Origin of the sequence: Bradyrhizobium sp. SZCCHNR1015, from assembly GCF_032489875.1 — a bacterium.
Taxonomy (GTDB): domain Bacteria; phylum Pseudomonadota; class Alphaproteobacteria; order Rhizobiales; family Xanthobacteraceae; genus Bradyrhizobium.
This window is the reverse complement of the sequence record NZ_JAUEYW010000005.1, coordinates 311,421-333,445: the sequence shown is the minus strand read 5'-3', so window position 1 is coordinate 333,445 and position 22,025 is coordinate 311,421. Positions and strand designations below refer to the sequence as shown.

Sequence of the window (22,025 nt, the reverse complement as noted above, 5' to 3'; positions counted from 1 at the left end):
ATGACCTCGGCTGCGACCCGCGACGTGATCATCGGCATCGACGCCGGGACCTCGGTGATCAAGGCGGTCGCGTTTGCGCGGGATGGCCGCCAGCTCGGCGAGTTCGCGATTCCGAACAGCTACACCACCTTGCCCGGTGGTCGTGTCGAGCAGGACATGGAGCGGACGTGGACCGACACTGTCGCGGCGTTGCGCGGCCTGGGCGGCGCGCTGCCGGACCTGTCCCGTCGCGTCGCCGCGATCGCCGTGACCGGGCAGGGCGACGGCACCTGGCTGATCGACGCGGACGGCCGTCCAGTCGCGCCCGCGCTGCTTTGGCTCGACTCGCGCGCGGCAGGCTTCGTTGAGACCTTCCGGGGCGGCGAGCGCAACGCCGCGCATTACCTGCGCACCGGATCGGGGCTCAACGCCTGCCAGCAGGGGCCGCAACTGGCCTGGCTGCAGGCGCATGACGCGGAGCTGCTGGGACGCGCGGGCACGGCGTTCCACTGCAAGGATTGGCTCTACTTCAAGCTGACCGGCAAGAGGGCGACCGATCCGTCCGAAGCGACGTTCTCCTGCGGTGACTTTCGCAGGCGCGGCTTCGACGGCGAAGCCGCGCGTCTCGTCGGCATTGCCGATTCCGCGCGCCTGTTTCCAGATGTCGTCGATGGTGTCATGACGACGCATGGCTTGACCGCGGCGGCTGCGGCAGAGACGGGCTTGCCCGATGGCGTGCCGGTGTCGCTCGGCTATGTCGACGTCATCTGCAATGCGCTTGGCGGCGGGCTGTATGATCCCGCACCCGACGTCGGCTGCACCATTATCGGTTCGACCGGCATGCACATGCGGCTGGTGAATGGCGCCGATGCGGTCAAGCTGAACGCCGAGGCGACCGGCTATACGATGCCCTTCCCGGTGCCCGGTCACTATGCGCAGATGCAGTCGACCATGGCCGCGACCTTGAACATCGACTGGCTGCTCGACGTCGCGCGCGGCGTGCTCGCCATGGAAGGCATCGCGAGGTCGCGCAATGATCTGATCCGGCGCCTCGACGAGCACGTACTCGCGGCGAAAGTGGGTGAGCTGCTGTATCATCCGTTCATCTCCGACGCCGGCGAACGCGGCCCCTTCGTGTCCCATCAGGCGTCGGCACAACTGATCGGCCTGCGCATCCGTCACGGCTATTGGGATCTGATGCGCGCCGTGATGGAGGGGCTGGCCTTCGCCGCACGTGATTGCTACGCGGCGATGGGACCGCTGCCGGCGGAAATCCGCCTGACCGGGGGTGCGGCACGCAGCCGTGCGCTCGGTGCCATTCTTGGCGCGGCGCTCGGCAGCACGATTCGCGTCTGCCGTCGCGAGGAGGCCGGTGCATCGGGCGCGGCGATGATCGCGGCGGTTGCGACCGGGCTCTACCCGGACATGATGAATTGCGCGGAGGAGTGGGTGAGACCGTATCTGGATGAGCCGCAAGCGCCGGATGCGGCGCTGGCGGAACGTTATGCGCAATTGTTCCCGGCCTATGTCGACGCCCGCCTCGCGGCGCGGCCGGTCTGGAAGCAGCTCGCCGCGCAGCGCACGGGTGCCGATCATGTCTAGCTCCATCGCCATCATCGGCGACCGCTTCATGCTGCCCTCGGTGTTTGCCGAGCGCATCACCGCCATCTGCGGCGATGGCATCGACATCCGCATGCTCGAGCAGCCCTGGCCGGACGAGCCGATGGAGCACGGCTATGCCGGCTCGAAGCTCGACGGGCTCAAGGAGTTCATGGGCGATCCTGATGAGCTCGCTGAGTTCATCGGCGAGGCGCCCCTGCTGGTCACGCATCTCGCGCCGATCTCGCGCGCGATGCTGCGGCGGCTGCCGAGCCTGAAATTCATCGCGGTGTCGCGCGGCGGTCCGGTCAATATCGACATGCAGGCGGCGCGCGATCACGGCGTGCTCGTCGTCAATACGCCCGGACGCAACGCCAGCGCGGTGGCGGAATTCACCATCGGCGCGATGCTCGCGGAGACCCGGCTGATCCGCAGCGGCCACGAGTCGATGCGGGGCGGCGAGTGGCGCGGCGATCTCTACCGTGCGGATCGCACGGGACGCGAGCTCGGCGAGATGACAGTCGGCATCGTCGGCTATGGCGCGATCGGCACCCGCGTGGTGAAGCTGTTGAAGGCGTTCGGCTGCAAGATCCTGGTGACCGACCCTTACGTCCAGCTCAGCGCCCAGGACCGCAACGACGGCGTCGAGCACGTCGCGCTTGCCGAGCTGCTGTCGCGCGCCGACGTCATCAGCCTGCATGCCCGCGTGACCGCGGAAACCACCGGCTTCATCGATCGCGACGCGCTGGCGCGAATCAAGCCGGGTGCGATCCTGATCAATACGGCCCGCGGGCCCCTGGTCGACTATCACGCGCTCCATGACGCGCTCAGCTCGCGGCGGCTTGCGGGGGCGATGCTCGACACCTTTGCGGTCGAGCCGGTGCCGCCGAACTGGCCGCTGCTGCAGCTCTCCAACGTCACGCTGACGCCGCACATCGCCGGCGCCTCCGTGCGCACCGTCACCTTTGCCGCCGACCAGGCGGCCGAAGAGGTTCGCCGCTATCTGGCCGGCGAGCCGCCGCTCAATCCCTGCTGACGACGAAAGGTTTTCGACATGAATCGCGAGGAACGGCTGATCCGCGAGAACATCATCGCCAAATGCCGATGGATGAATGCGTCGGGGCTGAACCAGGGCACTTCGGGCAACATCTCGGCCCGCTACAAGGACCGCATGCTGATCACGCCCTCGGCGACGCCTTATGACTCGATGAAGCCGGAGATGATCGCGGCGATGCCGCTCGAGGGTGACTACGGTTCCTGGGATGGCCCGTTGAAGCCCTCGACGGAATGGCGCTTTCATCTCGACATCATGCGCGGCCGTCCGGATGTCGGCGGCGTCGTGCACACCCATTCGACCTACGCCACCGTGCTCGCCATCGCGCGCAAGCCGATCCCGGCCTGCCACTACATGATGGCCGCGTTCGGCGGCATCGACATTCGCTGCGCCGGCTATGCGCGGTTCGGCACGGCCGAATTGTCCGAGCTTGCGCTGGAGGCGCTGGAAGGCCGCAACGGCTGCCTGCTGGCCAATCACGGCATGATCGCGGTCGGCGCCAATCTCGACAAGGCGATGTGGCTTGCGGTCGAGCTCGAGACCATCGCGAAGCAGTACTATCTGTCGCTCGCGCTCGGCCAGCCGCACATCCTCGGCGACGCGGAGATCGCCGAGACCGCGCAGGGCTTTTCCACCTATGGCCTGCAGGAGCCCAAGGCGAAAGCGGCGAAGCCGGCCAAGACCGCGACGAAGGCGCGCGCGGCCGCGCGCAACAAGCCAGAGAAGAAGCGCAGCAGCAAGCGATGAATGCGACGGGCTCACGCAGCGGATCCGATCACGGTCTGTTGGACCTCGCCGTGATCGGCGGCGGCATCAATGGCGCTGGTATCGCCCGTGATGCCGCCGGCCGCGGCCTGAAGGTGCTGCTGTGCGAGAAGGACGATTTTGCCCAGGGCACCTCGTCCCGTTCGGGCAAGCTGATCCATGGCGGTCTGCGCTATCTTGAGTACTACGAATTCCGCCTGGTGCGCGAAGCGCTGATCGAGCGCGAGGTGCTGCTGGCCTCGGCGCCGCACATCATCTGGCCGATGCGCTTCGTGCTGCCGCACTCGCCGGAGCAGCGTCCCGCCTGGCTGGTGCGCACCGGGCTGTTCCTCTATGACCATCTCGGCGGCCGCAAGCAGCTGCCGGCCAGCCGCAACCTCGATCTCGCGCATGAGCCGGAGGGTGCGCCGCTGCGCCCCGAGTTCCGGCGCGGTTTTGAATATTCGGATTGCTGGGTCGACGATGCCCGGCTGGTGATCCTCAATCTCGTCGATGCTGCGCGCAAGGGCGCCATCATCCTGCCGCGCACCCGCGCCGTGAGCGCGCGGCGTGAGGGCGATGCCTGGCGGCTGGAGATGCGCTCCGAGAATGGCGAGGTGCAGATCGTCCGCGCGCGGGCGCTGGTCAACGCCGCGGGGCCATGGGTGCAGGATGTAGTGCAGGGTGTCGCCGGGCTCAACTCCGCGCACAATGTGCGGCTCGTCAAAGGCAGTCATCTCGTGGTGCCAAAATTCTGGAGCGGATCGCAGGCCTATCTGCTGCAGAACACCGACCGCCGCGTGATCTTCGTCAATCCCTATGAGACCGATCTGGCGCTGATTGGGACCACCGACATCGTGCATGATGGCCGCGCAGACGACGTCGCTGTCGATGGTGCTGAGATCGACTATCTGCTCGCGGTGCTCGATCGCTATTTCCGGGCCGCGCCGGGCAAGGGTGATATCATTCACGCCTTCTCCGGGGTGCGGCCGCTCTACGATGACAACGCCGACAATCCGTCGGCAGTGACGCGCGACTACGTGTTCGAGGTGCACGGTGCACCCGGGCAGCCGCCGCTGCTGTCGATCTTCGGCGGCAAGATCACGACGTTTCGCCGGCTCGCCGAGCAGGCGATGGAACGCCTCGCGCCGTGGTTTCCGCAGATGGCGCCGGCATGGACGGCGGGCGCGCGGCTTCCGGGCGGCGATCTCGGCGCGCCGTTCGATCGGTTCCTTGCCGATCTCGCCGGCGCGTATCCGGGATTGCCGCGCGATGTGGTAGCACATTATGCGCGGCTCTACGGCACCCGTGCGCGCGATCTGCTCGGAGCGTCCCGCAACGTCGGCGATCTCGGCCGCCATTTCGGTGCCTCCTTCTATGAGCGCGAGCTCGTTTTCCTGCGCGAGCAGGAGTGGGCCGTCACGGCCGCCGACATCCTGGACCGGCGTACCAAGCATGGCCTGCATCTGAGCCGCGCCGAGCGCGAGGCGTTCGAGCTCCAGCTTTGATCGGGTCTTGACGCGTCGAGCCTCTCCGCGACCGCCGCAGCCCCTGGCGGGTGCCGATGACACGCCCTGGCAAACCGTGCTATCGAGCGCCCGCGATATGGATCGCGACGCGCCTGGAGACGCGGAATTCGGCACAATCCGGACCTTCGCCGATGCTTGACGCGCCGATCGATTCACAATCAAACCGCCCGACGACCTCCTGAATGCGACGCCATGCCGGACCAGATCAAAGCGAGAGCCGACCATCGGCGCGGTCCGCGGCAGGCAGGCATCGTCGACGCCTGGACAAGGTTCGCGTCCGGCTCCTGGATGGACCGGCGCTGGACTCCCTGGATCATCGTGCTGAGTGGCCTCGTGCTGGCGCTGCTGTGTGATGCCTTCGTGGCGCACATGCTTTCCGTCAACTATCGGGAGACCTATCGGACGACCGAGGCCGCCAACGGCGATCTCGCCCGCGCGCTCGAAGAATACATGCTGCGCAACATCCAGGGCGTCGACGTGCTCTTGAACACGACGATCGACAGTCTCAAGCAGGACCCATCGCTGCTCACCGCCGGCAATCCGGCGCTGATCAACGAGTTGAAGCGCAGGGTGGTGCCGTACCCCGCCGCGGGCGGCATCGTCGTGCTGGATGCGGACGGCAATCTGCTCGGCGACAGCGCCGGCAACGGAGTTCCCGGCCGCGAGAACAATTTCGCCGATCGGGCCTATTACAAGGTCCAGCGCGATGACCCCGGCCGCGGTCTCTTCATCGACGTGCCGGTGGCCTCGCGCGTGAACAGGGGTCGGTTCATCGCGGTCAGCCGCGCCTTTATGATGCCGGACGGACGATTTGCCGGCGTGATCGTCGTGGCTGTCGACTACGAGAATCTGCGGCAGTTCTTCCTGTCGCTGAACGTCGGGCAGCGCGGAACGGTGACGCTCTATCGCGACGACGGCACGATCCTGCTGCGCACGCCGCATGCCGACGATTTCGCCGGCCGCAACGTCCGGTCCAATCGGCTGTTCAGTCTCTATCTCCCGCAGGCCCCTCACGGCAGCTTCGAGGGCAGCGGCATGACGGACGGAACGTCGCGGAGCATCAGCTATCGCCGCGTCGCCGGCCTGCCGTTGGTGGTGACCGTGGCGCGCGACCCGATCGAATATCTGGCCGGCTGGAAAAACAATGCGCTGTACTACAGCGCCATCGCCGCCGGGCTCAATCTGCTGATCGCGGGATTCGGCCTCGTCCTGGCGCGGCAATGGCGGCTGCGCGCGGCGTCCGAGCAGGCGCTGCGCGACAATTTCGAGCAGCATCTGCTGGTCACGGAGAACGTGCCCGCGCTGATCGTCCAGGTCGGCGCCGATGGTGACATCCGCTATGCCAACCGCGTCGCGCGCGAATGGTATGCGCAGCCGCCCAGCGGGATCGGCCGCAGCCGCCGGATCGACGACTACATCGATCCGGCCCGGCGCGGCGAGGTGAGGCCGAAGATCGAGGCCGCGCTGGCCGGCCGGACCGCGGGCGGCGAGGAGAAGATCGCGTTTCCCGACGGCCGCGAACGCTGGTGCGAGACCATCCGGGTGCCGGATCGCAGCCAGGACGGCACGGTGCGCGGCTATTTCGTGCTGTCGGTCGACATCACCGAGCGCAAGCGCATCGAGGACGAGCTGCGGCAGGCGCAGAAGATGGAGGCCATCGGCCAGTTGGCGGGCGGCATCGCGCACGACTCCAACAACATGCTGGCGGCGACGCTCGGCAATCTCGATCTGCTGCTCGACGCGCTCCCGCCCGGCGAGAGCTCCCGCCGCAGCATGGTCGAGCGGGCGATCGAGGCGGCGGAGCGGGTCGCCGATCTCAACCGCCGCCTGCTGGCCTTCGCCCGCAAGCAGGCGCTGCAGCCGCAGGTCACCGACGTGAACCAGCTCGTCAGCGGGATGACGACCATCCTGCAGCGGACGCTCGGCGAGAACATCGAGATCGCATTGGCGCAGGACCCGATGCTGTGGCACTGCCTGATCGACCCGACCCAATTGCAGAACGCGCTGCTCAATCTGGCGCTCAATGCGCGGGATGCGATGGACGGCGGCGGGCGCCTGACGATCACGACGACCAATGCCGTGCTCGACCAGCCGCTCGACGACGGCGACGAGCGCATCATGCCCGGCGACTACGTGACGATCGCGGTGTCGGACATGGGAGCCGGCATGCCGCCCGAGATCGCGCGCCGCGCCTTCGAGCCGTTCTTCACCACCAAGGAGTTCGGCAAGGGCAGCGGCCTCGGCCTCAGCATGGTCTATGGCTTTGCGCGGCAATCGGGCGGCACGGTGCTGATCGACAGCCGGGTGGCGGAAGGCACCTGCGTCACGCTGTATCTGCCGAGCGCGGGGCCGGGCGTCGGCAGTCGCGCGCGGGCCGGTGCGGCGCGGCTGGCGCGGCCGCAGACCGGCGAACGGATCCTCGTGGTCGAGGACAATCCGCTGGTCGGCGCGATGGCATCGACCATGCTGACCTCGATGGGCTACGGCCCGGTTGTCGTCACCCATGCGACGGCCGCGATCGCCGCGCTGGAGCGGTCGGATCCGTTCGCGCTGCTGCTGACCGACATTCTGCTGCCGGACGCCATGACCGGCATCGACCTCGCGCGCGAGGTGCGCCGCAGATGGCCGGAGCTGCCGATCGTCTTCATGTCCGGCTTCGCCGATCCCTCGCTGGTGCCGGAGGAACTCCGGGCGACGACCGCGCTGCTCGCCAAGCCGTTCCGGCTCGGCCAATTGTCGGAAGCGATCGTGTCGGCCCTGGCCGGCCGGAAGGCGATCTGAGCCCGCGGCGATCATGCGGGGAGCGATCCATCATTCGTCCGATCGTCGGCGCCGTCCGGGCAAGTCGTCTCCGCCTCGCGGCGCGCGATGCGTCCGAGCTGTGCCGGTCGTTTCGCCCTCGAAAGCCGAGGGCGCGGGGAATGCCGGGTGCTGGCCGCACCCATGGCCCGCCTGCGAACAAGAATGCAGGCGGCAGGAACCACAGGTTCAGCCGAGGCATCCCGGCATTCCCCGCGCGATGGTTTTGACGGCTTATACGTCCTCTCCCCGGGGACCGGCTGTCTTGCCCCCGTCGCCCGCGCAACGCGAACGCGTTGTCGCGCGCTTGGCCTCAGCACCGGGAGGCCAGGACCCTACGATTTCGCCGGCGCAACGGCTTCGTTCGTCCGCATGACCTTCGTCACGCTGCGAGCCGCTGCGCCCACCGCATCCCACCCCGCGTGCCGTGACGATCGCGATACGCCCCTCGTGCCGAGGCGGGATGGGGAGATACAATCATGATTTCCGATAAAGCGAAAGAGGAATATTTTTCGCGCGGGGACTGGACAGTGGTGATGTAATTGAGCCGGCGGATGAAAAGAGAATTTCGGCGCAGGCGACCCCCACCGCGAAACCAGCCGGACTTCCGTCTAATTACGATGCGACCGGCCGCGAGATGATCGACGCCGTCCGCCGCGTCGTCGGCCGTCCCGACCTGCCGGTGAAGCCGTTCCCGTGGATCACGCTCTGGTTCGCGGCGCCGTTCGTGCGCTTCATGCGCGAGGCGATCGAAATGCGCTGGCTGTGGAAGCAGAGCCTCGCGCTGGACAATGGCAGGCTGGCCAGCCTGCTCGGCGCGAGTCGCATACGCCCCTCGATGATGCGGTGAGGGCGGCACTCGTGCCCATCACCTGAACCATTCACTCGCGAAAGGAGCGACCGTGATCACCGCATTGTTTGCGGCGCCGCTGACACGCGCCCAGTGTCTCATGCTTGTCCTGCTCATCGCGGCGCAGGTCGCACTCTTTGTTGCTCTGCTGATCGCGCCTGGCCAGGTTATCGACTGGTCATCCAGTCTGCGCCCGCCTGGCGCGGAAGCTCTGCCGCTGGTCGTGCGCAACCTTTCAGCCATGAAGGCCGGCTACTGGCGCGATGTCCTGAAGGCCTCCACTATGGTTCACGCCGTCTGTAAAGCAGCGCTCGACCCGCGGGGACGAGTTGCAGCAGAAGGTCGTAATCCGCGACGTTCGCGGTAAGGACGACCAAACCGAGCTTCTGGGCCTGAAGAAACAGCACACTGTCCTGAAGTGCGCGCAGCTTACCGTCTCGTTCGTAACTCTGAAGACGGCAAAGGATACCCGAAAGGAGTGCTGCGCGCCCGAGCGTGTCGCCATCAGGTGCAAAGGTGCGATGGGGTGGCATCGCTTTGATGTGCTTTCCGATCACATCGATGACCGGGGCTGTGCGCGGATCAGAGGGGTTCAATACGCCGACCGTGTGCATCAACTCCTGAATCGCAACTGTTGAGTGATTCACTTGCCGATGTGCGATCAGATCTTCGAGAATCGGAGGTGATCGATCCTGCATCTGGTCGATGTAGACGCAGGTGTCGAGCAAAAGCCCCTGTCCAGCGATCAGGGTCGCGTCAACAAATGGTAGTTGGTCATCACTTCTTCGGGGCAGCGTTTTCCACGGGTCGAACCGCGCCCATCGTCGTGCGGCATCGAAATCGAACGCCGCCACGTCAAAAACCGAGCTTCAGCTTCGGATCCGCCGTACCACGCGACCGTTTGAACACATCTGCGAAGTTGTCCTCAAGCGCGACCGTTGCGAGGGCGAATTCGATCAAGTCCGTATCCGTCTCGATGCCCGTTTGCCGCTTCGCTTGGCGGACAAGTGCAGAACTCACCCGGCCGCCGATACGACCTTGTTTGTCTTTCAGCAGACCCGACCGCTCGGCTGCCCGCATCACCGCCTCGAACCGCGTCTCGCTCCCGGCGAACTGGCCAGTTGCCGCTTCGCGGTGAATCCGCGAACTGCTGCCTGCCGCGCCCTTATCTCGGCGGGTTGGTGATTTGCCTGCGGGGGATTTGGTCATGGACGCTTCGATCATGTTAGACAAAAGCTGCTGTTGTTCAACGTAGCACTTCACCACACGGATATCAACGGAGCAGCAGACCGCTCCGCCCTCACTCCACCGCATCTTTCTTAGCGATCCTGTGCAGTTGCTCGAACAGATCCGACTGCTCGCTCGTACACAGGCACACGCCCTGCGCCGACGCCGCTTCGCCCGCGTTGAGGTAGGCGTGGCCCATGGTGCTGTCGAGATACATGCCGTCGCCCTCGTGCAGGATCTCCGGCGCGTAGAACTCGGTGTGCACGGCGATGGTGCCGCGGGTGACGAGGAAGTACTCCTCGCCGCTGTGGCGGAGCAGGGGGCCGAACTCCTCGAGCGTGCGGGCGCGCACCTCGGCGATCATCGGCACCATGCGCTTTCCGATCAGGTCGGTGCACTGATAGGTGTAGGTGTAGAATCGGGTGTTGACGATCTGGCCCTGGCCGGCGCGGCTGACGCTGCGGCGGGCGGTCACCGGGCGGCCCGGCTCGGGGCGCGGCGAAGCAGGGCTGAACAGCTCGGCGATGTCCATCTGCAAGCCCGAGGTGAGCTGCAGCAGCTTGTCATAGGTCAGCGACATCAGGCCGTTTTCGACCTTGGACAAGGTCGATAGCGCCATCCCCGTTTTCTCGGCGACCTGCTTCAGCGTCAGGCCGCGCGCCTGCCGGGCCGCCTTCAGGCACTGGCCGAGCTGGGAGTGCGGGCCTTCGGCTGAAACGCTGATGGCAGTGTCTGTCAAAGCGATCTCCGGAAAATCCGTTAGCGGATCAGGCGTGCCGATGGCCGGGGCAGTTCGGACAATCTCGCCCCAAAGCGCAGGAAATTCAATTGTGTGCTCCGACGTCCGAAGGTCATGCGTGGACAGCGGTGGAACAATGCGTTTTCAGGTCGTGCATTCGATTTCTTATATGCTAAATAGTTTTCCGAAACGGAAAAGAGAAGCCCTGTGCAATCGATTTGCGACAAGACCGCCGTCGAGCTGGTCAAGCTGCTGAAAACAAAGGCGATCTCCCCGGTTGCGCTGCTCGACTCGTGTCTGGAACGGATCGCGGCGGTGAACCCGGCGGTCAACGCGGTGGTGACCCTGGATGAATCTGGCGCCCGGGCGGCCGCCAAGCGCGCCGAGGCCGAGATCGTCAGGGGCGAGGACAGGGGGCCGCTGCACGGCCTGCCCGTGCTGATCAAGGACACCCAGGACACCGCCGGGATGCGCTCGACCTATGGCAGCCCGATCCTGGCCGATAATGTCCCGGCCGTCGACCAGGCCTCGGTGGGCCGGCTGCGCGCGGCCGGCGCGATCATCTTCGGCAAGACCAACACGCCGGAATGGGCGGCGGGCGGCAACACCCGCAATCCCGTGTTCGGCGCCACCGGAAACCCGTTCGATCCCACGCGCTCGGCCGCCGGCTCCTCCGGCGGTTCGGCGGTCGCGCTCGCCTGCGGCATGGCCCCGCTGGCCTCCGGCTCCGACACCGGCGGGTCCTTGCGCAATCCGGCCGGCTTCTCTGGCATTGTTGGGATGCGGCCGTCCTACGGCCTCGTCGCCAGCGAGAAGCGCGCCCATGGCTGGTCGTGCCTGTCGACCGACGGGCCGATGGCGCGCGACGTCGCCGACACCGCGCTGATGCTGTCGGTGATGGCAAGCGACGATGCGCGCGATCCGCTCGCCTACACCTTGCCCGGCGAGGCCGTGCGCGGCGCGCCAGCGCGCTGGGCGGTGCCGCCAGCGGTGGAACTGAACAAGCTCAGGCTCGCCTTCACCGAGGATTTCGGCTTCGCGCCGACCGAACAACTGATCCGCCGCGCCTTCCGTGCGCGCGTGTCGCGCATCGCGCCGCTGTTTGCCGAGACGCACGAGGGCGCGCCGGATTGCAGCGGGGCCGACGAGACCTTTGCGGTGCTGCGCGCCTCGCTGTTCCTCACCCAGCACGGCAGGAATTTTCGCGAAAGGCCCGACATGCTCGGGCCGAACGTGCGCGCCAATGTCGAGGAGGGGCTCGGCTACAGCCTCGAGGATTTCTCGCGCGCGAGCGCCAACCAGACCCGGATCTATCGCGCCTATCAGAGCTTCTTCGCCAGCCACGACGTGCTGATCAGCCCGACCATCACCTTGAGCCCGCGGCCCTGGGCGGAGCTCTATCCGGCCGAGATCGACGGCGTGCCGACGCGGTCCTACTTCCACTGGCTGGCGCTCGCCTATGCGGTGACCCTGGCCGGGCATCCCGCGCTCAGCCTGCCGCTCGGCCTCGACGACAACGGCCTGCCGTTCGGCCTGCAGATCGTCGGCCCGCGCGGCGGCGATGCGCTGGTGCTCGGCGTGGCCGCGGCGCTGGAAGCCGCCTTTGCCGATGACGCCGAGCTTCGCCGTCCGCGGCCGGATCTCGCAAGGCTCGCGTCGCTGCCGCCGCTGGCGCAGACGCCGGGCTTCATGGCGTGGGATTGAGGCGGCCCTCATGATCACTACATCCTGGAGCGACTAACGATGTCCGACGCCCCCTCATGGCCGTTCTCGCTGGTGCGCCGCGCCGGCGGCCTGGTGTTCCTGTCCGGCGAAGTGCCGGTCGCCGATGACGGCAGCATTCCCGAAGGGATCGCGGCGCAGACCGACCTCGTCTTCAAGCACATCGCGGAAACGCTGGCCGGCGAAGGCCTGACGCTCGACGACATCGTGTCCTGCATGGTGCACCTCGCCGACAAGGCGGATTTCGCCGCCTACAACGAAGCCTATCGCAGGCACTTCAAGGATCCGCTGCCGGTCCGTACCACGGTGCAGGCGCAGATGATCGCGGATGTGAAGATCGAGGTCACCGTCGTCGCGGCGGCGCGGACCTGAGGTAGGAGTGATGACGATGCGAAGCGCGATCGTTCTCGGTGGCGGCATGGTTGGCGTCGGCACGGCGCTGCATCTGCAGAGCCGCGGCTGGTCAGTGGCGCTGGTCGACCGCAGGGAGCCGGGCCGCGAGACCAGCTATGGCAATGCCGGCATCATCCAGAGCGAGGCCGTCCGGCCCTACGCGATGCCCTATGATCTCGCCGGCGTGCTCGACATCGCGCTGGCGCGCACCAACGACGTGCATTACAGCCTCGCGGCGCTGCCCTATCACGTCCGGCCGCTGCTGCAATATTGGTGGAATTCGTTCCCCGCGCGCCACGAGGTGCTGACGCGCACCTATGCGCAACTGATCGCGCGCGCCGCGCCCGAGCACGAGCCGCTGATCCTCGCGGCCGGCGCCGGCAACCTCGTGCGCCGCGACGGCTTCCGTGTGCTGCACCGGACGCAGGCGCAGTTCGACAAGGAGGCCAGGGAGGCCGAGGCGGTCGGCAAGGCGTTCGGCGTCAAGTTCAAGCTCTTGAGCGCGCAGCAGCTCAAGCAGGCCGAGCCCGGGCTGATCGACAGCGGCATCGGCGGCCTGCACTGGCAGGAGCCGTGGACCGTGTCCGATCCCGGCAGCCTCGTCGCCTCCTATGCCGAGCTGTTCACGCGTCGTGGCGGCAAGCTGCTGCGCGGCGACGCGACCACGCTCGCGCAGGCGGGCAGCGGCTGGGCCGTCACCACCGCGGAGGGACGCATCGAGGCCGAGGCCGTGGTGGTCGCGCTCGGGCCGTGGTCGCCGGAGTTCCTGACGAGGTTCGGCTACGACATCCCGATGGTGCGCAAGCGCGGCTATCACCGTCACTACACCGGCGGCGCGCCGCTCGATCTGCCGCTGCGCGATGCGGCGCGCGGCTATCTGATGAACCCGATGGCGCTCGGCGTGCGCATCACGACCGGCGCCGAGCTGTCATCGCCGAATGCGAAATCGACCCCGGTTCAGCTCGGCAAGGCCGAGGCTGCCGCGCGCGAGCTCATCGATCTCGGCAAGCCGGTCGAGCCCGAGCCGTGGATCGGCACGCGGCCGTGCATGCCCGACATGCTGCCGGTGGTCGGCCAGGCGGCCCGTCACAAGGGCCTGTGGCTGCATTTCGGCCACGGCCACCAGGGCTTCACGCTGGGGCCTGCGACCGGCCGCATCCTCGCCGAGCTGATGAGCGGCGAGGCGCCGAGCGTCGACGTCGCCGCCTGCGCGCCGGCCCGGTTCGGCGCATAGTGCGGGAGCCGCTGCAGCCCTGCAATTGCAGGCTGCAGCGGCGCCCGCCGGGCAGTCCCTTGTTTACCAAGCGGGCCTGTTCTGGCGCTGCAAAATCTCCACTTCACGAATTCGCAAGCCCGCTCTCCTAGGGTGACGCCGGTTGGACCAGGACGCGGGGGCGAAACGCGTTTCGTGAGTTCTGTCGTCGGCCAGTGATCCGAACATCATGTGGGGGAGCAGATGAACTTCACGGGCCTCGTGTACCGCTTCGTCTCGAATTTCGTATTTCTCGCGGCTGTCTATCTCAGCCTGAACTACGTCGAGAAGTACCAGAACCGCGCCGTGCTGGCGCTGGTGGTGCTGATCTATGCCGGCATGCGCGCCGTCACGGTGGTGCGCACCTTCCACTTCTTCGGACGGATCGAGAAGATGGAGTCGGACGTTCGCCGTCTGGCCGGCATGCTCGGCGACGGGCCGGTCGGGCAGGTGGTCAGCAGGCAGGTGGTGTCCGACGTCGGATCGCTGCGCAAGGACGGCGAGAAGAAGTCCTACATGGACCTGTTCTTCCTGGCGGCCGCCGTCATCCTCTGCGTCAGCAAGCTGGTCTCGAACTGATCGCGCGCGGCGCGGGCGAATCGTCTTCGCGTCCTCACCTGCAACATCTGCGAATGTTCAGCGCCGCCTGAGGCTGGCGAGGCGCACCGGGCGCGGCGCCGGCTTGGCGGCCACAGCCTTCGGCGCCGGGCTTTCGAGCCGGGCCAGCTGGCGCCGCTGCGCCGACAGCGGCGCGACAGGCGGCCATGCGAACAGATCGGACGCCGGCGCTGCCAAGGCCGGCGCCGCAAGCCGCCGCGCGAGCGGCGGACGCGGCCATGCCGGCTTCTGCGCGACACGTCCGACGGCCGCCGGCACGTCGAGAATGCCGAAATCATCCAGCCTGGCGCGGGCCCCCGTATCGGCGCCAGCGAGATCGACGGGCGCTATCCTCGGCCAATGCGCCACCGGGGTCTCGTCCGACGGGCGGTGCACCAGCCAATCCTCGGGCTCGGTCGGCGTCGCCGGAAGGTCCGGCGTCGCCGCCACGACGTGGACGACGCGGTAGTTCTTGGCCTTGAGCTCGGCGAGGATCTTCGGCAGCGCCGTCACGGTGCGCGCATGGATGTCGTGCAGCAGCAGGATGCCCTTGCCGCGCGCCTCCAGCCGCTTCATCGCGAGCTCGTAGACCTTGGCGCCGGAGATGTTGCGCCAGTCGTCGGCGAGGAAGTCGGCGCTCCAGAGCTGCAGGCCGAGCGAGGCGGCGTAGCTCTCCACGGCGTCGCCGCGCAGCAGGCCGGGCACGCGGAAGAACGGCGACAGCGCCGACGGATCGGTCAGCGCCGCCGTCGTCCAGGCGATGCCCTGGTCGACCTCGGGCTTGACCTGGTCGAGCGTCATCTTGTTGAAGCTCAGCGGATGGTTCTGGCTGTGGGTGCCGATGGTGTGGCCGGCGGCCGCAAGCTTCCGCACGCCCTCGGGATCGACCTTGGCCTGGCGGCCAATGGTGAAGAACGTCGCCTTGACGCACTGGTCGGCGAGGATCTGCAGCACCTGATTGCTGTATTTCGGCAGCGGGCCGTCGTCGAAGGTGATGACGACCTCGTGATCCCGAAGCGGCAGCGTCTCCTTGTACTGCATCGCGCCGATGCGCGGATGCTCGCGCGGATCGACCACCAGGACGCGCGACGTGCCGAGCGCGTTCGGATGCCCGGGACAATCGGCCACCGGTGCGGCCGACGATCCGACACTGGAGGCGAAGCAGGCGACGGTGCCCAACAGCACTGCGAGCCATGTTGGCCGTCCGACGCAAGCCCACCAACGATCACGCATCACGCTGCTCACATTCCCTTCACGGTCCCGGCTCCTTCGGCCAGGGTCTTCCACGGTCGATGATGTGTCGCAGCCGCGGGGGGCAGGCAAGCGACCGCCAAGACATAGCAGGGATGTTCGGCTGTCGCGAGATGACATCGTTCCGGGTTCCGGTTTGCCAGCGGCTGTTGCCGGATTGCAAGCGGCAGAAATCGCCGCGATCACGGCAGTCGAGCGTAGACAGTGGTCCTGAACGACGGATTAACCACCTTCGTGCGGCGGCGTCGGCGCGGCTGAAGGGCGCTCGCTATGCTCCTCGTGATGCAAATCCTCCGGCGGCTTCGGCACCACATGGACCACGCGATAGCCGTGCTTCTTCAGGTAGCGCAGGAACGCCGGCAGCATGGCCACCGTGCGCGGCTGCGGGTCGTGCAGCAGGATGATGCCTTTGCGCGCCTGGTTCAGCCGGCTGGTCAGCCGGTGGAGAGTCTGCTGCGGCGACAGCGGGTTCCAGTCGCCGGCCCAGAAGTCGGCGCCGAACACGACGATGCCGCGTGACTGCAGCAGGTCGAGCGTCGCCGGTGTCGATTCGAAATAGGGGAAGCGGAAGAATGGCGTCGACGGCGTGGTCGTCTCGACGCCGTTGAGCGCCTTCTCGTCGGCGGCGATGCCGCGATCGATCTCAGCGACGGCCTGTTCCGGCGTGATGTGCGCGAGATGCGCATGCGTGAAGGTGTGATGACCGACGGTGTGGCCTTCGGCCGCGATCTTCCGCACCAGCGCGGCGCGGCCCGACGCGGGCTGACCGACCAGGAAGAAGGTCGCGCGCACGCATTCCCTGGCGAGCGCGGCGAGCACCTTGTCGGTCATCGGCGGCGACGGGCCGTCGTCGAAGGTCAGCACCACCTCGCCGTCATGCAGCGGCAGCGTGTCCGGGAAGCTCTTCAGGCCGACGCGCGGATGTGTCGCGGCGTCGACGGTGAGAATGCGCGACGTGCCGAGCGTACCTTCGCGCGGGCATGCGGCAGGCGCGGCTGCGGCGACGTCAGCCGCGAGCAGCGCCGCCACGACGCCGGCCGCGTTTACCCATCCCGTCATCGATCGCCAAGGCCGCATCTTTTCCCGTTGCGCTCGCTGTTGCCGATTATGTAATGCGTGAAGCACAAATCAGACCATTTGCTCTGAAATCAAGCGCGTGAGGCACGTCATGAACGAGACATCGGACGTTGCCCATGCTGATGCAACTCTACGCGATCGCGCGCCGATGCGCACCGAATCCGGCGAGATTCGCGCCGAATTCATCGCGGCCATCGCGGCGGCCATCGCCGCCGAGGACGAGGCGTTCCTGCGCGCCGAGGTCGCCGAGCTGCACGAGGCCGATCTCGGCGACCTGATCGCGGCGCTCGCGCCGGACGACCGTGTCCGGCTGGTGGAGCTGACCGGCACCGATTTCGACTTCTCCGCGCTGAACGAGGTCGACGACGCGGTCCGCGAGGAGATCCTCGAGGAACTCGAGCCCGAGACCGTCGCGGAGGGCGTGCGCGAGCTCGAATCCGACGACGCCGTCGAGCTCTTGGAAAGCCTCGACGAGGAGGACAAGGAGGAGATCCTCGAACGCCTGCCGCCGTCCGAGCGCGACGCGCTCGCGCGCAGCCTCGATTATCCCGAGGGCTCGGCCGGGCGCCGCATGCAGCGCGAGTTCATCGCGGTTCCGCTGGGCTGGACGGTCGGCGAAGCCATCGACTACATGCGCGAGACGCGGGATCTGCCCGAGCGGTTCTACGAGATCTATGCGGTCGACGACGCACGGCATTGGCAGGGCGCGGTGTCGCTCGATGCGCTGCTGCGCGCCCGCCGTCCGGTTCCGCTGGCCGATCTGATCGACGAGGACCGCCGTCGCGTCACCGTCACCGACGATCTCGCCGAGGTGGCGCGGCTGTTCGGCAAGTACAATCTGGTCGCAGCCCCCGTGGTCGATGCCGAGAACCGGCTGGCCGGCGTCATCACCATCGACGACGTGGTCGACGTCATCGAGGAGGAGGCCGACGAGGATTTCAAGGCGCTCGGCGGCGTGTCCGGCGACGAGGAGCTGTCCGACAGCGTCTGGACCATCGCCAAGGGCCGCTTCAACTGGCTGCTGATCAATCTTGCCACCGCGTTCCTGGCGTCCTCGGTGCTCGGCCTGTTCGAGGGCCAGTTGCAGCAGATGGTCGCGCTCGCCGTGCTGGCGCCGATCGTCGCCAGCCAGGGCGGCAACGCCGCGACCCAGACCATGACGGTCGCAGTGCGCGCGCTGGCGACGCGCGAACTCGGGCCGAACAATGCGATGCGGGTGGTGATGCGCGAGGGGCTGGTCGGGCTCGTCAATGGCCTGGCCTTCGCGCTCGTCACCGGCATCGCCGCCGTGGCGTGGTTCAAGATGCCCGGGCTCGGCATCGTGATCGGGCTTGCGATGATCTCGAACCTCGTCGCGGGTGCGCTGGGCGGCATCCTGATCCCGATGGTGCTCGAACGGGTCCGCGCCGACCCGGCGGTGGCCTCCGGAACCTTCGTCACGACGGTGACCGACGTGGTCGGCTTCTTCTCGTTTCTGGGCATCGCCACGCTCTGGTTCGGCCTGAAATAACCGCTGCGCCTGAACGACTTATATCGTTAATCCGGCCTTAACGCGGTTCGGCGAGACTGTCGCTCGACACGGAGTCGGACGATGCAACGCTTGCGGCTGAAGGCAGATGGACGGATCGTGGAGCTGCGCGACGGCGAGGAGATTCCGCTGGCGCCCGCGGCTCCGCTCGAAGTGCGCGATCTCAGGCGGCGGGTGCATCTGACCCAGCAGGAATTCGCCGCCAAGCTCGGTGTGCCCGTCGAGACCATCCGCAATTGGGAGCAGGGCAAGCGCATGCCGCGCGGCCCGGCGCGCGCGCTGCTCACCGTCATCGCGCATGCGCCCGAGACGGTGTTTGCCGCCTTAGCCAAGACTTAAGCCAACCACGGGTCGTGCGTTGGCAACGCCCGGCGTGTGCCTACATAATGTTGCACGCGCTCTGGAGTGCACGGCCATGCTGATGATCGAGGCCAACGGTGCCAGGATTCCCGCTTTGGGTCTCGGAACCTGGGAGCTGCGCGGGCGCGCCTGCAGCCGCATCGTCGAGCAGGCGCTCACCCTCGGCTACCGGCACATCGACACCGCGCAAGTCTATGAGAACGAGCAAGAGGTCGGCGAGGGCCTGCGTGCGTCCCGCGTCCGGCGCAACGAGGTGTTCCTGACCACCAAGGTGTGGACCACGCATTTCGCGCCGCACGATCTCGAGCGCTCGGCCAAGGAGAGCCTGGTCCGGCTGCGCGTCTCAGAGGTCGACCTGTTGCTGCTGCACTGGCCCAATCCGCACGTGCCGCTGACCGAGACGCTCGGCGCGCTGGCGCATGCCAAGACGCTCGGGCTCGCACGCCATATCGGCGTGTCCAATTTCACGGTCGGTCTGCTCGACGAGGCGGTGGCGGCGTCGCCGGAGCCGCTGGTGTGCAACCAGGTCGAGTATCATCCCTATCTCGATCAGACCAAGGTCCGCGAGGCCTGCGCGCGCCATGGCGTCGCGCTCGTCGCCTACAGCCCGATCGCCAAGGGCAAGATCAAGAACGATCCGACCTTGACGCGGATCGGCCGCGCCCATGGCAAGAGCCCGGCGCAGATCTGCCTGCGCTGGCTGGTGCAGCAGAGCGTCGTGGCGATCCCGCGCACCTCCAAGATCGAACGGCTGTCCGAGAACCTCGACGTGTTCGATTTCGAGCTGTCCGAGCAGGACATGGCCGACATCTTCGCGATGGGCAGTCCCGAGGGGCGGATGACCAACTTCGCCTTTGCGCCGAAATGGGATTGAGGGCGGCGCCCGCGCATTTATGCTAAAGCCTGACATGACGGGGCGCGGCCGGCGGGCCGCACGACGGCGGCTGCCGCATTCCCTGCCGATGATCGGAGCGATGGCGCGCCGCGCACCTTCGCTCATGCGCGGGCGTAGTGAAGCAGCATGGAACGTTGGCAGTTCATCCGTTGGGGCATCGCCGCGTCCGTGCTCGCGCATCTCCTGATCGCCGGTGGGGTCATGGTCTCGACCACGGTCCGGCCTTATGAGCTGCCCAAGAGCGACGAGATCGAGGTCAACATCGTCGACGCCGACGAGCCGCAGAAGACGCCCGAGCCCGTCGCCACGCCATCGCCATCCCCGACGCCGGATCTGGTGCTGCCGCAGCCGGTCCCGAACGCCTCGCCGGCGGCCGCCGCACCGCCACCGCCCAGTCCGCCGCAGGACGCCAAGGAGACCCCCAATCCTCCGATGCCGGCCGCGCCGGCGGCGAAACAGCCGGCGCCGGCAGCATCGCCCAAAGCGGTGAAGACGGCCGCAAAGGCGGAGAGCAGATCCGCCGTCAAGCCGGCGCCGCCACCCGTGCCGGCACCCGCGCCGACCTATGTGCCTCCCGAACCGGATCTCACGGTGAAGTATGGGGTCATGCTCGGTCTGCCCGAGCCATTGTCTCCGTTGCCGCGTCCCGGCGGCCCGGAGGACGGCAAGGACACCGGGCCGACCGCGACGACGAACCTCGCCGCCAATCTGGAAGCGGCCCTGCGGCAGAAGGTCAGGAGCTGCGCGCGGCTGCCGGCCTCGCTGTCGCTGTCGGACAACGTGCTCATCAGGCTGCGCTTCGGCATGACACCCGATGGACGGCTGGCGACAGAGCCGGAGGTGATAGAGGTCGTCGCGGCCTCCAAGGCGATCCAGCTCAAGGAGAGCGCGGTCCAGGCGTTGAATGCCTGCCAGCCCTACGCGATGTTGCCTCCCGATCGCTACGACGAGTGGAAGGTGATCGAGATGTCGTTCACGCCGCAAGATTTCGCCCGCTGATCTGCGGCCGGCGACGCATGAAGGCGGGCGCGTGGTCGGGCGCTTGTGTGTCGACGCAACGGCCGATCATCCTGTATGCGTCGCCGATAGCATGAGCGTCGACGGCGCGGCTGCGCGGGCCGTCCACGCCCAACACGGAGACGGTGCGACATGACGCTGAAGCTGGTGATCGGCAACAAGAACTATTCCTCATGGTCGATGCGGCCCTGGCTGGCGCTGCGCGGCTGCGACATCGCCTTCGATGAGATCGTGATCCCGCTCTACACCGACGATCCCGCCGACAAGGCGCGCATCCTCAAGCATTCCCCGGCCGGCAAGGTGCCGATCCTGATCGATGGCGCGATCAGCGTGTGGGATTCGCTCGCGATCATCGAATATCTCGCCGAGCGCTTCCCGCAGGCGGGGCTGTGGCCCGCCGATGCCGCTGCCCGCGCCCATGCGCGATCGGTCTGCGCCGAGATGCACTCCGGCTTTCCGGCCTTGCGCAACGAATGCCCGATGAATCTGCACCGGCCGGTGCGGCCGGTGGAGCTGTCAGCCGATGCCAAGGCCAACGTCGCCCGGATCGAGGACATCTGGCGCGACTGCCGCGCCCGCTACGGCCATGGCGGGCCGTTCCTGTTCGGCCGCTTCGGCGCCGCCGACGCCATGTTCGCCCCGGTGGTCACGCGCTTCCACAGCTTCGCCATTCCGGTCGCCGCCGAGACCCGGGCCTACATGGACATGATGATGGCGATGCCGGCCTTCGCGGCCTGGGTGAAGGACGGCCTCGCGGAGGACTGGGTCATCGAGCGGGTCGAGAACGTCTGAACGGTCTCGCCCGTTCGCGATTTGGTCCGTGGTGGACGAGCGCGCCCCGAGCCGCTCGTCCAGGAATACCGTTTGCGGACCCATCCCGTTGAAGAATCTCGCAATCTCCGCGTTTGCCACGTCGTGAGGTCGCTGGTCAGGGCGGGCGGCGGCGTGATATAAGCGCGATATTTATAAAGACACGCCGGCTCGGGCAGCGGGACCAGGGGCTCTTGCCGGCATGCGAGCAGGAGAGGGCGTTGAAACACAAGTTCCCCATTGGGGCGACCGTCTATTTCACCGCGAGCAACGTCTCGCGTCCGGCGGCCACAGGCACCTACGAGATCATCCGCCAGCTTCCGACGGAAGACGACGACTGCCAGTATCGGATCAAAAGCTCGACGGAAGCCTTTGAGCGGGTTGCCAGAGAGAGCCAATTGGCCTTGTCTTGAGAACCACGTGCCGCGTCGGCGGACGCGGCCGCCGGAGACGTAGCCGAAGCGAGAGGGAGAGTTGCCACGCGTTCGGGAGCCGTGGCGCGAGATGATGACGATTGCTGCGCGATCCCTTTTGGGGATAGCGGGTAGCTCCACACCATCCGGCGCCCGCAGGCGCATGGAATCGTCTTATTGTCTTGGTGGG

The 22,025-nt window shown here is 67.2% G+C and carries 21 protein-coding genes; 16 read left to right on the top strand and 5 right to left on the bottom strand.

Translation table 11 applies throughout. The features are described from left to right. From QX128_RS11615 to QX128_RS11590, 6 genes are all read left to right on the top strand, one after another. On the top strand, nt 1-1,581 hold the full coding sequence (locus QX128_RS11615) for an FGGY-family carbohydrate kinase (protein ID WP_316237495.1): 1,581 nt from the start codon (nt 1-3) through the stop codon (nt 1,579-1,581). After that, nucleotides 1,574-2,614: a 2-hydroxyacid dehydrogenase gene (locus tag QX128_RS11610; RefSeq protein ID WP_316237494.1), complete on the top strand. Its 1,041-nt coding sequence runs from the start codon at nt 1,574-1,576 to the stop codon at nt 2,612-2,614. The genes QX128_RS11615 and QX128_RS11610 overlap by 8 nt, the downstream gene beginning before the upstream one ends. Nucleotides 2,615-2,632: 18 nt before the next feature. Next, the gene (locus QX128_RS11605) at nt 2,633-3,379 is read left to right on the top strand and encodes a class II aldolase/adducin family protein (RefSeq protein ID WP_316237493.1); all 747 of its coding nucleotides are present in this window, start codon (nt 2,633-2,635) and stop codon (nt 3,377-3,379) included. Then, a complete protein-coding gene (locus tag QX128_RS11600) occupies nt 3,376-4,884 on the top strand; it encodes a glycerol-3-phosphate dehydrogenase (protein ID WP_316181792.1) in 1,509 nt (502 codons plus the stop codon). Before QX128_RS11605 ends, QX128_RS11600 begins: the two co-directional genes overlap by 4 nt. 213 nt (nt 4,885-5,097) lie before the next feature. Continuing rightward, on the top strand, nt 5,098-7,686 hold the full coding sequence (locus QX128_RS11595; protein WP_410053146.1) for an ATP-binding protein: 2,589 nt from the start codon (nt 5,098-5,100) through the stop codon (nt 7,684-7,686). Between the two features lie 655 nt (nt 7,687-8,341). Next, nucleotides 8,342-8,554, top strand: coding sequence for a hypothetical protein (locus tag QX128_RS11590; RefSeq protein WP_315804158.1), 213 nt, complete (start codon nt 8,342-8,344; stop codon nt 8,552-8,554). 281 nt (nt 8,555-8,835) lie between these two features. Here the strand turns inward: QX128_RS11590 and QX128_RS11585 are convergent, their stop codons facing one another. From QX128_RS11585 to QX128_RS11575, 3 genes are all read right to left on the bottom strand, one after another. After that, nucleotides 8,836-9,408: a DNA-binding protein gene (locus QX128_RS11585; protein WP_316237492.1), complete on the bottom strand. Its 573-nt coding sequence runs from the start codon at nt 9,406-9,408 to the stop codon at nt 8,836-8,838. A gap of 1 nt (nt 9,409) precedes the next feature. Then, nucleotides 9,410-9,778, bottom strand: coding sequence for a hypothetical protein (locus tag QX128_RS11580; RefSeq protein WP_315804156.1), 369 nt, complete (start codon nt 9,776-9,778; stop codon nt 9,410-9,412). A 76-nt stretch (nt 9,779-9,854) separates the two neighbouring features. Continuing rightward, nucleotides 9,855-10,520: an XRE family transcriptional regulator gene (locus QX128_RS11575; RefSeq protein WP_315804155.1), complete on the bottom strand. Its 666-nt coding sequence runs from the start codon at nt 10,518-10,520 to the stop codon at nt 9,855-9,857. Between the two features lie 207 nt (nt 10,521-10,727). Between QX128_RS11575 and QX128_RS11570 the strand changes: the two genes are divergently transcribed. From QX128_RS11570 to QX128_RS11555, 4 genes are all read left to right on the top strand, one after another. Next, complete coding sequence (locus QX128_RS11570; RefSeq protein ID WP_316218256.1) at nt 10,728-12,224, top strand: amidase; 1,497 nt, start codon at nt 10,728-10,730, stop codon at nt 12,222-12,224. Between the two features lie 39 nt (nt 12,225-12,263). After that, nucleotides 12,264-12,614 (top strand): RidA family protein, encoded by a 351-nt coding sequence (locus QX128_RS11565; RefSeq protein WP_315804153.1) that lies wholly within the window; start codon nt 12,264-12,266, stop codon nt 12,612-12,614. A gap of 16 nt (nt 12,615-12,630) precedes the next feature. Beyond that, the gene (locus QX128_RS11560; protein ID WP_316237491.1) at nt 12,631-13,869 is read left to right on the top strand and encodes an FAD-binding oxidoreductase; all 1,239 of its coding nucleotides are present in this window, start codon (nt 12,631-12,633) and stop codon (nt 13,867-13,869) included. Between the two features lie 222 nt (nt 13,870-14,091). Further along, the gene (locus QX128_RS11555) at nt 14,092-14,466 is read left to right on the top strand and encodes a hypothetical protein (protein WP_315804151.1); all 375 of its coding nucleotides are present in this window, start codon (nt 14,092-14,094) and stop codon (nt 14,464-14,466) included. A gap of 57 nt (nt 14,467-14,523) precedes the next feature. On the opposite strand, the gene QX128_RS11550 is transcribed toward QX128_RS11555, so the two are convergent. Continuing rightward, a complete protein-coding gene (locus QX128_RS11550) occupies nt 14,524-15,717 on the bottom strand; it encodes a polysaccharide deacetylase family protein (protein WP_316237490.1) in 1,194 nt (397 codons plus the stop codon). A gap of 240 nt (nt 15,718-15,957) precedes the next feature. Continuing rightward, nucleotides 15,958-16,794 carry a polysaccharide deacetylase family protein gene (locus QX128_RS11545; protein ID WP_315804149.1) on the bottom strand — a complete coding sequence of 279 codons (837 nt, stop codon included), beginning with the start codon at nt 16,792-16,794 and terminating at the stop codon, nt 15,958-15,960. 109 nt (nt 16,795-16,903) lie between these two features. Between QX128_RS11545 and mgtE the strand changes: the two genes are divergently transcribed. From mgtE to QX128_RS11515, 6 genes are all read left to right on the top strand, one after another. Beyond that, the gene (mgtE, locus tag QX128_RS11540) at nt 16,904-18,322 is read left to right on the top strand and encodes a magnesium transporter (RefSeq protein ID WP_316237489.1); all 1,419 of its coding nucleotides are present in this window, start codon (nt 16,904-16,906) and stop codon (nt 18,320-18,322) included. Between the two features lie 81 nt (nt 18,323-18,403). Then, nucleotides 18,404-18,679 (top strand): helix-turn-helix domain-containing protein, encoded by a 276-nt coding sequence (locus tag QX128_RS11535; protein WP_315718360.1) that lies wholly within the window; start codon nt 18,404-18,406, stop codon nt 18,677-18,679. Nucleotides 18,680-18,755: 76 nt separating this feature from the next. Then, a complete protein-coding gene (locus tag QX128_RS11530; RefSeq protein WP_316181804.1) occupies nt 18,756-19,574 on the top strand; it encodes an aldo/keto reductase in 819 nt (272 codons plus the stop codon). Nucleotides 19,575-19,721: 147 nt separating this feature from the next. After that, nucleotides 19,722-20,594: a hypothetical protein gene (locus QX128_RS11525; RefSeq protein ID WP_316237488.1), complete on the top strand. Its 873-nt coding sequence runs from the start codon at nt 19,722-19,724 to the stop codon at nt 20,592-20,594. A gap of 150 nt (nt 20,595-20,744) precedes the next feature. Beyond that, a complete protein-coding gene (locus QX128_RS11520; RefSeq protein ID WP_316237487.1) occupies nt 20,745-21,404 on the top strand; it encodes a glutathione S-transferase family protein in 660 nt (219 codons plus the stop codon). Nucleotides 21,405-21,643: 239 nt separating this feature from the next. Continuing rightward, complete coding sequence (locus QX128_RS11515; protein ID WP_315718364.1) at nt 21,644-21,835, top strand: hypothetical protein; 192 nt, start codon at nt 21,644-21,646, stop codon at nt 21,833-21,835. Nucleotides 21,836-22,025 lie beyond the last annotated feature (190 nt).